The sequence below is a fragment of the Photobacterium sp. 1_MG-2023 genome (genome assembly GCF_030547945.1).
Classification (GTDB): Bacteria; Pseudomonadota; Gammaproteobacteria; order Enterobacterales; family Vibrionaceae; genus Photobacterium.
On the sequence record NZ_JAUORR010000035.1, the window covers coordinates 1 to 14,220 of the forward strand.

Here is a 14,220-nt window from a genome sequence, read left to right on the forward strand (position 1 = left end):
AGAAGATATCCCAATGCGGCCTTTCAGCCGTTGGATGAATGCACCATCCTGCCCCCGCCACCGCCGGTACGGGAAGATCCGGCTCCGGTGGCAGAATTTGAATATTGCTTCGAGCTGTCCTGCGCCATGAAGTCGCTGCACAAACACAACAATTGCGCGTTCTTTCTCGGTAAGACTCAGGAAGAAGGCAGGCTCATGAACTGGCAGGAAAAGCCCGTTGAACAGGGGTTCCGATTGACCACGACCGTTGTGATCAATGAACCCAAACGTCTGTATGCGGCCCGAGCCTGTGAATCGCTGGGGGTGACGCCGCCTGAACCTGTGACCGTTCATCCTGCGGGTTCCGGGGTCGTGCAGGAAGCATTCATGGCCGTCATGCCCGCCGTAGAAATTGAAGGCCTGTTAGGGCATCCCAGCCATGGCTATTTCTGCCACTTCTGTGATGGAAAGCTGATGCAGGAATATCAACTCCTCGGTGACAGGCGTTGGGCATTCCGTGCCACACATGCCACCCACGACCAGCTCAGTGACGATTTTTATCAGGGGCACCTGAGTGCGATTTTGCTGCCCTGGAAACGGGCCGGGACCTTGGTGACGGATCAGTACCTGATTTACCTTCGAGAGCGGATCACCCGTCAGGATCTGGATCATTTCAGTGAAGACTGGTTGTTACAGCACGGTGTGAAAATCGACCTCGATGCATTGTTGGCTGCCATTCAACAACCTGTCCTTGAGCGAACCCCGGTCGCTGACGAACAAGTTGCGGCGTCCACCCGCCAAACTCATACCGTCCAGCGGGATCCGGCAACAGGGGAGCGGGAAACCTGGGATGAGATCGCTCAGCAATATGGTTTGAGCGCCCGTGAACTGTTGGATTTCAATCCGCTTTATGAAGCGGATCCGCTATCCCTGAGTGTCGGAGATCAGTTAACGGTACAGTCACCGGATGCCCCTGATGCGCCCAAACCCATTCGAGAGCGGCCGCCAGAGCAGCCAAAAGATTTTAATCAGGCATTAAACAGCTATTACCCCTATGACAGCCAGTGCCTTGAAGACACGACGATCCATCCGCTCCGTGAAACACATCTGGCGCATGATATTCCGGTCGTTCGCGCGAAATCGATCGTCACACCGGTGTTTGCCAAGTCGTGCAATGTTCCTGAAGGCAGTACAGATGCAGGCTCTGAGCCAGAATCGCTCTCCAATTTCAGTTGGACATTTCAAATCATGGGGAGTGCGCATGCCGCTACATTACTCATGCCCCCGTCCGCACCACCACCGGGTGTGGACTCAGGGAAAGGGACGGGAAGAAACGTTGGCGCGGTAGAGAAAGCCAATAGAAATGCCGCGGTTGGACTGACCCGGTTATTCGGAAAACTCGACAATGTATTGGATAATTACGAGCTCTATCTGTTCAATGGGATCGGGGTCATCGGCAATGTCTTCATGATGCCCCATAAAGTCTGGCACCATGACGATACGCAGTACACCGAGGAAGAATTACGCAATCTGGAAAGTGTGCAAAGCCGGATCCGCATCAGCCTGACCGACCCGGCACCGGGTGAGCAGTACCCGACTGTTCACGCATGGCACATGAACTTTGCCCGTATCCCGGTGTTTCAGGTGGATTTTCACGAAGACAATCAAAGTTTCTCTGTAGCTTTGGGGAAAGACGGGCCAGAGATGACCTGGCTCCCGACAGCCACCGGGGCTCCCGAATGGCAGCTCACGCCGGGGCACGAGGATGGCTACGAACCGGAAGATATTCGCACCACACCCATTGCGGATGAGTGGTTTCCAACAGTGGAAACCTATCCGGCCGATGCAGAAACACACTGGAGCGACGCTGTGCTGGTGTTCCCGCTGGATTCGGGGATCCCGCCGATTTATATTGTTTTCAAAAAAGAAGACAGACGGAATCAGCCCGGTGTTGTGACGGGAAAAGGCAAAGATGTGCCGTGGGAAGATGGTTATTGGTTGGGCAAGGCGGCTGATGAAGGGCAAGGACAGTACATACCGACGGTTATAGCCAATGCTCTCAGAGGCAAAGAATTTAATCGATTTTCTGAACTCCAAACAGCTATTTGGTTGGAGGTTGCTAATCATCCAATACTGTTTAACCAATTTGATAAACAAATTAACCAACGTGAAATTCTGAAGGGTAATGCTCCATTCTCACTGCCTAAATACCAAGTGGGAAGGCGTGGCCGCTTCGAAGTACATCATGTTCAGGAGATTCAACACGGTGGTGACGTGTATAATATTGACAATTTAAGAATTGTCATGGTTAAACATCATATAAGGATTCATTCAGATGCTAAAAAAATTAAATGATTACAATGAATTAGAGTTCATCTTAGTGCTGAAAAAGATTTACTCTGATGACCGAGATGATGCGTTTCTTGAGGATGTTGTTTACTATTTTAACAGTGAAATAACTCATCCAGAGGGAAGTGCGCTGTTGACACATCCAACAATGGTAGGTATTGAAGACTCACCTGAAGCCGTTGTCGCAGAACTCAAACGCTGGTACGCCGAACAGGGATTGCCTTGCTTCAAACCTGAATAACTTGTCTGTAAAGGCCACTTGAGCAGCGCTGACTCAATGTGGCCTGTTATTTCTCTGTTTTGTCTTCAGACAGACTCTCAAAAGTTACATTTTGAGAGTCTCAATTTATATCTCTCCTGAGAAGTTGCATCAGGCAGTATCGCTTCTGTATTCATGATGCCCCATAAAGTCTGGCACCATGACGATACGCAGTACACCGAGGAAGAATTACGCAATCTGGAAAGTGTGCAAAGCCGGATCCGCATCAGCCTGACTGACCCGGCACCGGGTGAGCAGTACCCGACTGTTCACGCATGGCACATGAACTTTGCCCGTATCCCGGTGTTTCAGGTGGATTTTCACGAAGACAATCAAAGTTTCTCTGTGGCTTTGGGGAAAGAAGGGCCAGAGATGACCTGGCTCCCGACAGCCACCGGGGCTCCCGAATGGCAGCTCACGCCGGGTCATGCCGATGGTTACGAGCCGGAAGATATTCGCACCACACCCATTGCGGATGAGTGGTTTCCAACCGTTGAAACCTATCCGGCCGATGCAGAAACGCACTGGAGCGACGCTGTGCTGGTGTTCCCGCTGGATTCGGGGATCCCGCCGATTTACATGGTATACCATACGATAAACAGAGATATTCGCTTTATATCAGCTCCTGATGGAGATCCTGCGCTCCCCGCATTTCCTGACGCAAAGCGTGTGAAGTCTAAGACGAGCGTTCAGGGTGGTGGCTCAAAAAGGAGGAGATGGAAAGATAAAAGGCAGATTTATGAGTGGGACTCACAACATGGAAAAGTGGAAGTGTATGATAAGAACGGTAAGCACATCGGTGAGTTCGACCATATAACTGGTGAGCAAACTAAACCTAAAGATCCGTCAAGAAGAATTGAGAAATAATATGTATGTGATTGAATTTTTTGATAGAAAAACAGATGGTTTAGTTGTGGCGTATTCACTTCCAGAACTAAATGATGAAGATGTACTCACTTTACTTGGTTTTCCTTTAAATGGAAATTGTGCTGATTTAAATGAAAAACAAATGATTGAGTTAGAAAACCTCTTGGGAAGAAGTTTCAATTACTCAGGTTATGATATTGAGATTTGTGAAGTGGAAAAATAGCATGAAGTTGTTAGTGCTAATTTACGGTCATAACTGAAGGGGAAATCCTTATTAAGGATATTTCCGGGTAGCCGAAGGGCTGACCATGATCCAGGCGGAATTGAATGATTTTGTGAATTCCCGCCCGGATTACTTCCAGATCGAAGAAGAAGGTCCAAATTTGAGTCACAGGAATGAAAAGCCGGGGGTCGATGAAATTGATGAAATTTTAGATGATATGGCATCGTTTTTAGAGGATAGGAAATAAGATGAGGTATATCGACAGTCCTGAATTTAAATTCTTTCAGGCAATAAAACGTGGGCAATTAGAAAGTGCAGAAAATTTACTGAATCAGGGTGTGAATGTTCATCATGTTACAGAAAATGATAGATGGACTTATCTTCATAAAGTCTTAACAAGTACAAGTGTTGATAGACTAAGCCCAAGTGAATCAATCCAATTTCTCATTGATCAAGGATTGGACGTCAATGCAATTGATAGCTATGGCTATACACCGCTGATTTATGCCGTGCGGCAAAGAAATGTCCCGGCAATGCGGCTCTTGCTGGACAACGGTGCAAAAGAGACCCTTGAACACCGGGGGATAGATTCCCAGAATGCCTTAGATATGGCATTTGACAGTCATCCTTTTGAGTTCAATGTGGTGAAAGTTCTCTTAGAATATGGTTCCGACCCGGATGCAGCCGCACCCGGAGGAAAATCTGTCCGTGAAGCAATGGATATCATTGCGGGCATTGATCCAGCCATTAAAGCATTGATGGATCAATATTAATCTGTAATTTCATTGCGGTGTGTTTGATATGAGTGGTTGTTCTGGCAAGATCAGTCAACAGGTTACACCGCATTCTTTTTGCCGCACACCACAACAGGACAACGTGATGACATCAAAATTTAAATTTTATGAAGTCGTAAAGATAAACACTAACAGGCCAGAAATATCTGAAGCGAATGGTCTTGAATGCGCTATTTTAGGCATGGCTGAGAACGATGATGGAATATACTGGTATTCAGTCAGTTCATTAACAAATGAATTCAGTTGGGATCTTTGTGAGGATGACTTGGTCTCTACAGGTAACATCATGAAAAGAGAAGACTTTTATACTGGAGAGTCAATGTCCGTCAGCGTCATGCAAGATGACGAAGGTCAATTGAAACAATGACCGCAATATCACCAACGTAAATTAATCCAAAATCTAAAAAAACCGCAAAACATACAAATACGCTTCATGTGGCACGATGTAATGTTGAGCGGTTTTCTATTGTGGCAAGAGGAGAGTTAAGATGACCATGTCTGTGAGTCAGAATGGCTGTTTTGGATGTAAAACACTCCAAATTTATGCTGTTCTGGATCTCTGAAGTAAGCTGCAAATACACCGGGTTTGCGTTCCCCCGGCTCGCCTTCACAGGTCCCTCCCAGCGATAACGCTGTCTGGTAAACCTCCCGAACCATGGCTTCGGAATTGGCTTTCAGGCCGACCATATTCCCATTCCCGGAGGTTGCTGCTTGTGAGTCGTAAGGCAGACACACTGCAATACCGACACTGTCGTTCTCGGTCTGCCAGAGGATGGATCGATCTGTTTTCATTGTTTTTCTGGCACCGAACAATGCTAGCAGGGTGTCGTAGAACGCTTCTGACCGATGGATGTTGTTGGTTCCGAGAAGAATGTTGCTGATCACCTGAAACACCTCCTTCATTGATTGTGGCCGTGAGCCTGTGTTTGGTGTGAATCTGATCAGTCTGGTTCAGGTGACATCTTTGTCTAATTCACAGGCTTAAAAATGTGATTTTTGTCATTGTGTTTCAACGTTTTTTCAGGAGATCTTATATCGCCCTGAAGGTGCTGCTTTTATCTGTTTTTTCCGGAGCCAGCGGGCAACGAGCAGGAAGGGGAATGTCAGCAACAGATTCACTGCCAGTGCAGCAATCACGCCAAAGAGGATGCCATGGACGGTGAGCGGAATGCCCGGCTTAAAGTTTTCTAATGTGGTTTCCAGTTGCTCTATCCGTGATGGGTGGAACATATAGAGCGTTTTTGCCATCAAATCGCCCTGACGGAAAACGGCCAGCCCGTGTTGCAGTGCCTGATAGCGGATTAGCGTGGCCTGTTTTTGACGGGCATCGGCCTGAACACTGGGTTCATCGTTGGTCAGGTGGCGTTCGATCATGGCTTGAGTGCTGGCATAGCCAAATTGATGCGCAGTGGCTTCGTAGCCATCGACCTGCCATTGGGTCGCATCATACAGGCCGGAAAGGTATTGCTGATAATGATCGGCGAGCAGCGGTAATTGCAATGCTGCCAGCAGCGCAGCACCAAAAATCAGTTTATCGAGCAGTCTTCCAAACAAGGTTGTTTCTCCTGAGTCGGGCAGATGACAGCAAGCCTGCACCGGAAAATTTCTGATGCATCAAATTATCTGGTGAACGAAATCAGGTATATAGCCATGGTGAAATTGGCTGATGTTTTGCGCAGATTTTCGGAGCTGATCAAACTTGACGGGGTTTGATGACGAATCCACGTTCTATCCCTGACTGAAATCCGATCTTTTCATAAAGCTGATGCGCCGCTGTGCGGGTTTCACCCGACAGTAACATCACCTTATAGCAATCCAGTTCCCAGGCGAGTGCCAGTGCTTTTTCAATGACTTTCTGGCTCAGGCCACGACGCCGGTATTGATCGGTGGTGATGACATGTTCAATGACCCCAAAGGGCTTTGCGCCATTCGTCAGGGTGGGAACGAGCCCCAACTGACAGGTTGAAGCCAGTGTGCCGTCGATGTCGGCAACAATGATGCGAGTGTTTGGCTGGGCCAGCAAGGCTTCCCAGTGTGCTTCGGCAGCGGGTGCTGTGAGTGGCTGGTCGTGCGGACGCAACGCCCGGTACAGCCGCAACAGACCTTCCAAATCTTGTGGGCGGGCGGTTCTGATGGTTTCCATGCACTGTTCTCTTGTTGGGGGATTGGCTTTTCAGTCACGCTTTGGTGTTCTGGTGAACGGCGCACAGACCTTTCCAGTCTTCCAGATCCTGCGCGGGTTTCTCCTGACGGAAGCGGCCATAGAGTGCAATGCCGGTCTGATCTTCCAGAATATCGACCTGAACGCCTTTTTCGCGCAGCATGGGTTCGTTGCCGGCAGCGTTGGTGACATCGCCGACAACGACCCGGCTGAATCCGCGCATATACAGCAGCGTGGCGCACACATCACATGGACTCAGGCTGGTAAACAGCGTCGTTTTGCTGAAATCAATCCGGCCTGCATCGCGAATGGCAGAGGTTTCACCGTGGTTATATGGGTGGTCTTCCTGAACCAGCGTATTGTGGCCTTTGCCGACGATGCGTCGGGTCTGATTATCAATGATCACCGCGCCAATCGGGCAGCCGCCCTCGTCGTAACTTTTTTGTGCCAGCAGCACAGCAATGCGCATGAAATCCGCATCGGACAGCTTCTGCAGAAAGGCATCGTCAGCCAGTACCGGCAGGCTGGAGGTTGGCATATGAGCGATGGCAGTCAAGGCGTACTGACTGACGGCTGTTTGGCTGTGAAGGAGGGTTTCCATCGAGTGTCTGTCCTGAATCATGAATACTGAGCCAAGTATAACGGTTGCCAGCACTTTGCCGTGCGGGCAACTGATTGTTTTTCATCCTTTTGAAAAGGATCACACCGCGGCTTTGTCCAAATGACTCTCTGATTCATGCCGGCTGAAATCCAGAAATGCACGAACGGTTTTACTGACCGCACGTTGTTCAGACCAGACCATCTGGGTTGTGACGGGAAGTGATGTTGCTGCATGGAGCCTGATGTGAGACTGAGCGCTATCCAGAGTGATGACGGATTTCGGCAACATGGCTAGCCCCATGCCGGCGGACACACAGCCTAAAATCGCCTGGAATGAGCCAAACTCCTGGATACTCAGATGCCCCAGTCGCTGGGTTTCAAGCCACGATTGGAAACGCTGGCGATAGTTGCACCCATCTTTGAAGACCAGCATCGACATGTCTCTGCAGGCTGAAGCCGTGAGGGGAAAGGAGAGTTCAGCCGGTGAAATCAGCACGAGCTCTTCATGAAAGAGGGGATACGTCATGAGTCCCAGCGAGCTGATGTGCGGGTTATCAGCCACAAAACCGATGTCAGCTTCGCCCTTTCGCAGCATCTCCAGCGCGTGCTGAGTGGTGGTTGTGGTCAGCTTGAGGGAAATGGCTGGAAAACTCTGATGGAATGCGGTCAACAAGGACGGCAGCCGGACCGCTGCGGTCGTCTCCATCGACACCAAGTGAAGCGGGCCAGCGGGCGTATCGGATTTCAGTGCACCTTCCGCGGCTTCAAGTAATGCAAATACCTGCTTTGCATACTCGAGCAGAATCTGACCTTCTGCCGTGATTTGAAGGCGGCGTTTTTCCCGGCTGAACAGGGCGACCCCAAGGCTATGTTCCAGTTCTTTCAGTCGTGTTGTGACATTCGAAGGGACGCAGTGCAATCGTTCCGCGGCCTGATGGACAGACCCGGCTTCGGCAACAGCTTTGAAAACTTTCAGGGCAGCGCTGTTCATGTTCAGTTGTTCATTATTTATGAATAAGTTCGTTCATATTAATCACTTTTATTCATGTTCGCGAATCTGATGTAATCAGCTCACAGCTTTTCCGGATCCCCGCGGCACAAACTGCGAAATGAAGGACGTTATCAAGGTGAGATATTTCAAACACTTCTATGCACTCGCGTTACTTTGCGTCGGTATGGGATTGGGACGGTTTTTGTTGACCCCTTTGGTTCCGGTGTTGATGAGCGAAGGGCGCTTTACCCTGGGCTCGCTTTCTCTGATGGCGAGTGCAAATTATCTGGGTTATCTGGCGGGCAGCCTGCTGGGATCGTCTCGCGCGCTCACCCATGCCATCAGGCCGGAACGCGTTGTCATAGCGTGTACGCTCACGACAGCGGTGACATTGTTTGCGATGGGCAATACTGAGTCTGAAGCGGCTGCCTTGGTGTGGCGTTTTTTCGCCGGAATGGCCAGTGCCGGTCTGATGGTGTTCGGGGCGCTTGTGATATTTCAGACACCCCACATGAAATCAGCCGCGCCATTGTTCTTTGCTGGTGTGGGTGCCGGGATCGTGCTTGGAAATGAATGGGTGAATCTGGCCGTTTTTGCTGAACTTTCATCCGTATGGATATGGCGGGGAGCGGGTTTGTTTTCGCTGGTCGTATGTGGATGTTTGATGTTCAGGCAGCCAGGCGAGCTCAGCCAGCCCGATGCAGTGGCAACGCGGCCGCCGGAAGTCCCCTCGATGCGCTGGTGGATGCTGGTGCTGATTTACGGGATGGCTGGTTTTGGATACATCATCGCGGCGACTTATTTACCGCTGCTGGCAAAGCAGACGGGCTTCTTCCCGCAGCATGTGTGGACGTTATTTGGCATCGCTGCACTCCCCGCGGGCTTGTATTGGATGCGGTTGGCGCATCGAATCGGCTATCAAAAAACGCTGATCCTGAACTTGCTGATTCAGGCCGCCTCAATGTTGTTGCTGGCTCTTGGTAGTCCGCTTGGATTGGTTTTTGCCGCACTGGGCATAGGCTCGTCATTTATGGGGACGGTCGCTTTAGTGATGTCTTTAGCCAGACAGGTTGTGGCCCCCGGAGCGATACAGCTGATGGCTTTGGTGACGTTCAGTTACGGGATTGGGCAGGTGCTCGGTCCTTTGGTGGTGCTGCGGTTTAGTGTGCAGGAAACCTGCTTTTTCGCGGCAATGACACTGGCCGTTGCGAGTGTACTGGTTCAATTATCAATGGAGGAAAAACATGCCATACGTGAATATTAAAATAACCAATGAAGGCGCCACACCAGCGCAGAAAGAACAGCTGATCTCAGGTGTGACGCAGCTGCTGGTGGATGTGCTGGGCAAAAATCCCAACACAACCGTTGTGGTGATTGATGAAGTGGCGACCGATAACTGGGGAATCGGCGGGATTCCGGTGACGAGGCTCAGACAACAAAGCTCAGCGTAAAATCATCAATCCTGATGACCTGTCAATTTGTGCGATGAAGCGACGCGTTGTTATGCGCGCTTCACGGTTTTCATCCTCAAGCGTACTGAAACGACTTTCGCCAATCGCTGGGCGTGACATTGAATCGGCGCTTAAATTGTGCCCGCAAAGCACTGGCGGAGGGGAACCCAACCTGACTGGCAATCGTCTCCATGGGCTGTGTGGTCGATTCAAGTAATTCCTGACAGCGCTGAAGCCGTTCCGAGAGTAACCACTCACCCACAGAAAGGCCGGCAGCTTTATGAAATTGCCGGGTAAAGGTGCGCCGGGTCATCATGACGCGATCGGCCAGACTATCGAGATCATGGGCTTGATGCAGATGATTGCGCAGAAATTCGAACAGGGCATTCATCCGTGCATCTTGCGTGGTCGCGGGTACGGGGCGCTCAATGAACTGGGCCTGACCGCCATCCCGGTGCGGCGGGATCACCATGCGACGTGCGACTTTATTCGCAATCGCGCTGCCATACCGTTGTCGGAGCAAGTGCAGGCAGCAGTCGAGTCCGGCAGCCGTCCCTGCTGAAGTGACAATGTTACCGTCTTCCACGTAGAGTGAATTGGTATCGAGGGTGATGCCGGGAAAGCGCTGAATGAAATCCTGCTCGAACTCCCAGTGAGTCGATGCCCGTTTTTCGCCGAGCAGACCGGCATAGGCCAGCACATAGGTGCCGAGGCAAAAGCCGACGATTTGTGCGCCACGCGCATGCGCAGATTGCAAAACTGCCAGTAGCGGAGCCGGAGGTTGTTCCGCCGGGTTTCGCCAGTAGGGAATCACGATGATGTCGGCGTCTTCCAGGCCTTCGAGCCCGTGCGCTGTTTCCAGGGTTAACCCATGGCTGGATTGAATCGGGCCGGGTTCACCGGCACAGATTCGCAGGTTGAACAGTTTCATGTCCGGCAGAATGTCATCAAAAATGATGCAGGGGACAGACAGGTGGAACTGGCTGAACCGGTGAAATGCCACGACAGCGACTGTGGGTAAAGGCATGTGTTTTGACCTTGGCATGAAACTTCCCTGTTGATGCGCAGAGTGCCCTGCTGGCAGGGCATCCGCATGGTTATGATTCGTGGAACGTGTACGATTCTCCGTCTTCCGGGACCCGCACCCGATCCGTCATCTGATGGGTGATCAGGTAATCGCGCAGTGCCTGACGTGATAATACGGCATGATTGACGGCCTCCATATGGCTGGCAATGACGGTGGCTTTTGGCGCAGCTTCATAGACCGCGCGGACGTCTTCTTTGGTCATGATGATGGATCCCAGCCCATCGATCTGTGCATCGCCGCTGTTCAGGATAATCACATCCGGCTGATAACGCTCAATGCTCTGTTGTACGTGATGATTCCAGACGGTATCTCCGGCAATGTACAGTGTCTTTTCGTCAGGGTGCCGGAACACGACACCGCAGACCTCACCCATGCGATCACCCATGGCTGACATCAGATCGTCGCTGCCATGCTGGCCATCTGTCTGGCTTAATGAGATGCCGTCATAGCCGGTGTTGTCACCCATGATCCGGATGTTGGTAAAACCTGAGGTACGAATAACGTCGGCATCGGCCTGATGCTGGGCGAAAATCAGCATGTCTTTCGGGATCACCGCCTTTGCCGTTTCATCCCAGTGGTCTGGGTGCGTATGGGTGACAATCACAGCATCAACCTCCAGCAGGGTTTCCAGCGAACAGGGCAGTTCGACCAGCGGATTACGAAGATGGCTGTTGGGGGTGCCTTCGAAGCCCGGATAGGTGCCTTGACTGGCCAGCATCGGATCAATCAGAAACCGTTTCCCGGCATACTGAATGATGAGGGTTGCGTTACGCACTTGGGTGAATTTCATGGCTGACTCCTTGAACAGTGGTTAAACAGACTTCGTGACTGAAGTCCGTTGATTATCCTGGTGTCAGCAGCAGAGCGTGAGTGGCCCGCGGGACAGATCTCACCGAAATCGGGACAAGTTGAAATTCAGCGCAGCCGGGCTGCCCAATTTCCCTGATGGGCCAGTTCACAGCTTTCTTCGGTGTCGTAGCGGATATGGTTGGCGGCTTTGTTCAACTTGATCCCCGCAGCCTGAAGTTGTTGATCAATCAGCGCGTTCAGTGCTGATTTTCCGTCGGTCGCCACAAAGTCAGACAGTTGTTCATTGGTGTCGAACACGCAAACAATACGCAGACTGGCTGGAAAGTTATCGTAATTCACCAGATGGGTAAGCCATTGAAAACCAGGGTAGGTTTCCATCGCTTCATTGCAGACGTCAGTCAGTAATTGCCTGAGCTGGTTTTCAGTGTTTTTATCGGTTTTTCGCATGTTGATTCAGAGGCCATAATCATCAAAGCCAATACGGTAACGCTTTTATAAGGCCTGTCAATCCGGGTTTATGGTTGAGGTAGCATTTCCTGAATACCGAATTGAATTTCAACATGATTTTTGTCCGAATCCGGGCCGTACCAGACAGGGTACACCGCACGGCTTTCGCCACTCAGTTCGTAAGACATATTGTGTCGGGCCGTGAGCAAAGGCTGATAGCCTTTTGCAAATAAATCCGCGAAAGGACCTTCATAGACAGACATGCCGCAATGGAAATAATGCTCTGAATATCATTCGTCAGATAGGCATCACGTTCGCCTGAAACAGGCAGGCAGAAATCTATGTCAAATTCTGTCTGGTTATCCTGTGGTAGATGATACGCAATAAAATGCCATGGACCGGTGACCTGTAATCCGATTTATCAATCAGATCCTGAATCTGTCGGCTGCAATCCACACTGGCTGGGCCGATATCGGAGAGATAAAGGCGTTCCCTGATAAACAAGGTCTGGCCTGGAACCGTGTTTTTAATATGCATGCAGTTGTTCTTTGCGTATGAAAATTTGGCAAGAGTATTTCAGTGTTGCTTTCAACTGGCAAAGCCTGGAAAAAAGCGTTGAAGGATCGTCACAATATGCATATATGTGCTCTTTATGAAGCAAAGATTGCTGAAAATCATCATATGTTTTTGTGTCAGTGAGTGTTGATGTAATGTATATGATTCGGTTCAGCGGAGAGCGAGGCATCGACTTAAAAGTGATCTTCGGGGCTCTCCGCTGAAGGAGAGGAATATAAATATTTTCTATCTAGTGATGAGATTAAGGTTTCATCGCAATCATTAATCGATTTTCTGATGGAAATTTTTGCAGAATATAAACGACAAATTCTTTTCCTTGATAGGTGAATGGGAAGGGACTCATCGCTTCATGCTCAGGGACAATTTTGTGAACCACATCACCACGGATATCATATTTCCATACACAAGCATATTGACCTGCATAATTGTCAAAATAAATGGATTGATTATCTTCACTCCAGACCATGCTATAGATTTCCCAACCCCAGTTGGCTTTATTCTTCATGATATTTGGCATGAGTTTGATGTGATTCGATTCACTGTCATAAATAGCGATATTATTATCCTCTGTAATCGGATACGTCTCAGATGATAATTTCGCCTTTCTGAAGAGTTCCACTTCTTGGGAGTTTTGAGAATAATGTGTGATATCTTCGGATGATAAAAATATCTGTGTTTGTATTGCGATCTTTTTCTGATCTTCAGAAATTAAAATTTTTTCATTTTCTTGGTTATGTCTATATGGCAAATTGAAATAATCGTGTAAATGAATATACTGATTCACTTTTGGGGTGTCATAAGAACCAATTGTATAGTGATGTTCTAGTACCCTGTTGTCTGAAAAGTTTGTGTAGAAATATAACACGCCGTTCTTCACAAAAGTGGCTCCCTGAGTGTCGGAAGCGATGAATTTGTCTTCATGAGTGATAGGCTTATACTCACGAAGCTCATAAATTGAATCAGATGATTTATATTTTTTATAATAAATGTAAATTTCATTATTTACAGTTGTTGCTATCGGAAAGTTTGGACTCTTTGTCTCATTGACTACTTTTCTTAACCAGGGTTGATACACTTCTGCTGCAATATTCTGTGCTGCATCTGTTGATATTTGGTCCAATGTTTTTTCATCTGGCAGAGCCATATCCTGACTCAGGTGAGTAATATTTTCCTGTGACACTTTAATGAGTAGACGGTTGATTCTGTCCTTAAAAACGGTTTCACATGCGGCAAGGTTGTCGCAAGTGTTGTCGCGGAATTTCAGCCAGGAGCGTTGCTCTGCTTTCAGGGTATCGTTCCCTGATGTTTTGAGTGCGCTGGTGTAGAGCTGATGAATGAGCTCATCCATGGTATTTAACGATGGATTTGTACATATCATTTTTTCTGTTGGCGTTGAGGCCAGTTCGCAATTGAAGCTAGCGGCTTGAGCTGATGTTGCCAAAAAGGAAAGTAAGAGGAGTGATTTTTTCATGAAGAATCCAGAATATAACTAAAATTTGACTCAAGCTACACAAACCCGGATTCAGACACAACGGATTGGAATGTGGTGTCATAATATTCGAATCGATATCACATCATGCTTCATGCCCTTTACGTTGTGCCACGTGAATTTATTGTGGTAACAAG

19 protein-coding genes are annotated in these 14,220 nt (G+C 49.1%); 9 read left to right on the forward strand and 10 right to left on the reverse strand.

Annotation, left to right across the window (positions count from 1 at the left end; all coding sequences use genetic code 11):
* From Q4579_RS20555 to Q4579_RS20585, 7 genes are all read left to right on the forward strand, one after another.
* Positions 1-2,334 (forward strand): S-type pyocin domain-containing protein (locus Q4579_RS20555; protein WP_303566666.1); only part of this gene is annotated, 2,334 nt, incomplete at its 5' end.
* Positions 2,315-2,569, forward strand: a complete 255-nt coding sequence (locus tag Q4579_RS20560; RefSeq protein WP_303566667.1) for a bacteriocin immunity protein — start codon at positions 2,315-2,317, stop codon at positions 2,567-2,569. The genes Q4579_RS20555 and Q4579_RS20560, both read left to right, overlap by 20 nt.
* Positions 2,570-2,725: 156 nt before the next feature.
* Entirely contained in the window at positions 2,726-3,454 is a 729-nt protein-coding gene (locus tag Q4579_RS20565; protein ID WP_303566668.1) for a colicin E3/pyocin S6 family cytotoxin, read from the forward strand.
* 1 nt (position 3,455) lies between these two features.
* Complete coding sequence (locus Q4579_RS20570) at positions 3,456-3,677, forward strand: hypothetical protein (protein ID WP_303566669.1); 222 nt, start codon at positions 3,456-3,458, stop codon at positions 3,675-3,677.
* An 85-nt stretch (positions 3,678-3,762) separates the two neighbouring features.
* Positions 3,763-3,924 carry a hypothetical protein gene (locus tag Q4579_RS20575; protein ID WP_303566670.1) on the forward strand — a complete coding sequence of 54 codons (162 nt, stop codon included), beginning with the start codon at positions 3,763-3,765 and terminating at the stop codon, positions 3,922-3,924.
* A 1-nt stretch (position 3,925) separates the two neighbouring features.
* On the forward strand, positions 3,926-4,450 hold the full coding sequence (locus Q4579_RS20580; protein ID WP_303566671.1) for an ankyrin repeat domain-containing protein: 525 nt from the start codon (positions 3,926-3,928) through the stop codon (positions 4,448-4,450).
* A 106-nt stretch (positions 4,451-4,556) separates the two neighbouring features.
* On the forward strand, positions 4,557-4,838 hold the full coding sequence (locus Q4579_RS20585) for an Imm31 family immunity protein (RefSeq protein WP_303566672.1): 282 nt from the start codon (positions 4,557-4,559) through the stop codon (positions 4,836-4,838).
* Between the two features lie 116 nt (positions 4,839-4,954).
* Here the strand turns inward: Q4579_RS20585 and Q4579_RS20590 are convergent, their stop codons facing one another.
* The 5 genes from Q4579_RS20590 to Q4579_RS20610 all read right to left on the reverse strand — a co-directional run bounded on the left by Q4579_RS20590 (position 4,955) and on the right by Q4579_RS20610 (position 8,223).
* Positions 4,955-5,356, reverse strand: a complete 402-nt coding sequence (locus Q4579_RS20590; RefSeq protein ID WP_303566673.1) for a VOC family protein — start codon at positions 5,354-5,356, stop codon at positions 4,955-4,957.
* Between the two features lie 135 nt (positions 5,357-5,491).
* Complete coding sequence (locus Q4579_RS20595) at positions 5,492-6,025, reverse strand: DUF2937 family protein (RefSeq protein ID WP_303566674.1); 534 nt, start codon at positions 6,023-6,025, stop codon at positions 5,492-5,494.
* A 139-nt stretch (positions 6,026-6,164) separates the two neighbouring features.
* The gene (locus Q4579_RS20600; protein ID WP_303566675.1) at positions 6,165-6,614 is read right to left on the reverse strand and encodes a GNAT family N-acetyltransferase; all 450 of its coding nucleotides are present in this window, start codon (positions 6,612-6,614) and stop codon (positions 6,165-6,167) included.
* A gap of 34 nt (positions 6,615-6,648) precedes the next feature.
* Positions 6,649-7,233 carry a nucleoside deaminase gene (locus tag Q4579_RS20605; protein ID WP_303566677.1) on the reverse strand — a complete coding sequence of 195 codons (585 nt, stop codon included), beginning with the start codon at positions 7,231-7,233 and terminating at the stop codon, positions 6,649-6,651.
* A 99-nt stretch (positions 7,234-7,332) separates the two neighbouring features.
* Positions 7,333-8,223, reverse strand: a complete 891-nt coding sequence (locus tag Q4579_RS20610) for a LysR family transcriptional regulator (protein ID WP_303566679.1) — start codon at positions 8,221-8,223, stop codon at positions 7,333-7,335.
* Positions 8,224-8,359: 136 nt separating this feature from the next.
* Here Q4579_RS20610 and Q4579_RS20615 point away from each other — a divergent pair, with 136 nt between their 5' ends.
* Both Q4579_RS20615 and Q4579_RS20620 read left to right on the forward strand, forming a co-directional pair.
* On the forward strand, positions 8,360-9,487 hold the full coding sequence (locus Q4579_RS20615) for a YbfB/YjiJ family MFS transporter (protein ID WP_303566681.1): 1,128 nt from the start codon (positions 8,360-8,362) through the stop codon (positions 9,485-9,487).
* The gene (locus tag Q4579_RS20620) at positions 9,468-9,674 is read left to right on the forward strand and encodes a 4-oxalocrotonate tautomerase family protein (RefSeq protein ID WP_303566683.1); all 207 of its coding nucleotides are present in this window, start codon (positions 9,468-9,470) and stop codon (positions 9,672-9,674) included. Before Q4579_RS20615 ends, Q4579_RS20620 begins: the two co-directional genes overlap by 20 nt.
* Before the next feature lie 76 nt (positions 9,675-9,750).
* Here the strand turns inward: Q4579_RS20620 and Q4579_RS20625 are convergent, their stop codons facing one another.
* The 5 genes from Q4579_RS20625 to Q4579_RS20645 all read right to left on the reverse strand — a co-directional run bounded on the left by Q4579_RS20625 (position 9,751) and on the right by Q4579_RS20645 (position 14,065).
* Positions 9,751-10,719, reverse strand: coding sequence for a GlxA family transcriptional regulator (locus Q4579_RS20625; RefSeq protein ID WP_303566685.1), 969 nt, complete (start codon positions 10,717-10,719; stop codon positions 9,751-9,753).
* Between the two features lie 52 nt (positions 10,720-10,771).
* Entirely contained in the window at positions 10,772-11,551 is a 780-nt protein-coding gene (locus tag Q4579_RS20630; RefSeq protein ID WP_303566686.1) for an MBL fold metallo-hydrolase, read from the reverse strand.
* Positions 11,552-11,676: 125 nt separating this feature from the next.
* Complete coding sequence (locus Q4579_RS20635) at positions 11,677-12,018, reverse strand: Fis family transcriptional regulator (protein ID WP_303566687.1); 342 nt, start codon at positions 12,016-12,018, stop codon at positions 11,677-11,679.
* A gap of 68 nt (positions 12,019-12,086) precedes the next feature.
* Positions 12,087-12,281, reverse strand: a complete 195-nt coding sequence (locus tag Q4579_RS20640; RefSeq protein ID WP_303566688.1) for a hypothetical protein — start codon at positions 12,279-12,281, stop codon at positions 12,087-12,089.
* 554 nt (positions 12,282-12,835) lie between these two features.
* A complete protein-coding gene (locus tag Q4579_RS20645) occupies positions 12,836-14,065 on the reverse strand; it encodes a lysozyme inhibitor LprI family protein (RefSeq protein WP_303566689.1) in 1,230 nt (409 codons plus the stop codon).
* Between the last annotated feature and the right edge of the window lie 155 nt (positions 14,066-14,220).

Coding starts and splice junctions, on each gene's coding strand:
- Q4579_RS20560 (WP_303566667.1), top strand. CDS start 2,315: ATGCTAAAAAAATTAAATGATTACAATGAATTAGAGTTCATCTTAGTG.
- Q4579_RS20565 (WP_303566668.1), top strand. CDS start 2,726: ATGCCCCATAAAGTCTGGCACCATGACGATACGCAGTACACCGAGGAA.
- Q4579_RS20570 (WP_303566669.1), top strand. CDS start 3,456: ATGTATGTGATTGAATTTTTTGATAGAAAAACAGATGGTTTAGTTGTG.
- Q4579_RS20575 (WP_303566670.1), top strand. CDS start 3,763: ATGATCCAGGCGGAATTGAATGATTTTGTGAATTCCCGCCCGGATTAC.
- Q4579_RS20580 (WP_303566671.1), top strand. CDS start 3,926: ATGAGGTATATCGACAGTCCTGAATTTAAATTCTTTCAGGCAATAAAA.
- Q4579_RS20585 (WP_303566672.1), top strand. CDS start 4,557: ATGACATCAAAATTTAAATTTTATGAAGTCGTAAAGATAAACACTAAC.
- Q4579_RS20600 (WP_303566675.1), bottom strand. CDS start 6,614: ATGGAAACCATCAGAACCGCCCGCCCACAAGATTTGGAAGGTCTGTTG.
- Q4579_RS20605 (WP_303566677.1), bottom strand. CDS start 7,233: ATGGAAACCCTCCTTCACAGCCAAACAGCCGTCAGTCAGTACGCCTTG.
- Q4579_RS20610 (WP_303566679.1), bottom strand. CDS start 8,223: ATGAACAGCGCTGCCCTGAAAGTTTTCAAAGCTGTTGCCGAAGCCGGG.
- Q4579_RS20620 (WP_303566683.1), top strand. CDS start 9,468: ATGCCATACGTGAATATTAAAATAACCAATGAAGGCGCCACACCAGCG.
- Q4579_RS20625 (WP_303566685.1), bottom strand. CDS start 10,719: ATGCCAAGGTCAAAACACATGCCTTTACCCACAGTCGCTGTCGTGGCA.
- Q4579_RS20630 (WP_303566686.1), bottom strand. CDS start 11,551: ATGAAATTCACCCAAGTGCGTAACGCAACCCTCATCATTCAGTATGCC.
- Q4579_RS20635 (WP_303566687.1), bottom strand. CDS start 12,018: ATGCGAAAAACCGATAAAAACACTGAAAACCAGCTCAGGCAATTACTG.
- Q4579_RS20640 (WP_303566688.1), bottom strand. CDS start 12,281: ATGTCTGTCTATGAAGGTCCTTTCGCGGATTTATTTGCAAAAGGCTAT.
- Q4579_RS20645 (WP_303566689.1), bottom strand. CDS start 14,065: ATGAAAAAATCACTCCTCTTACTTTCCTTTTTGGCAACATCAGCTCAA.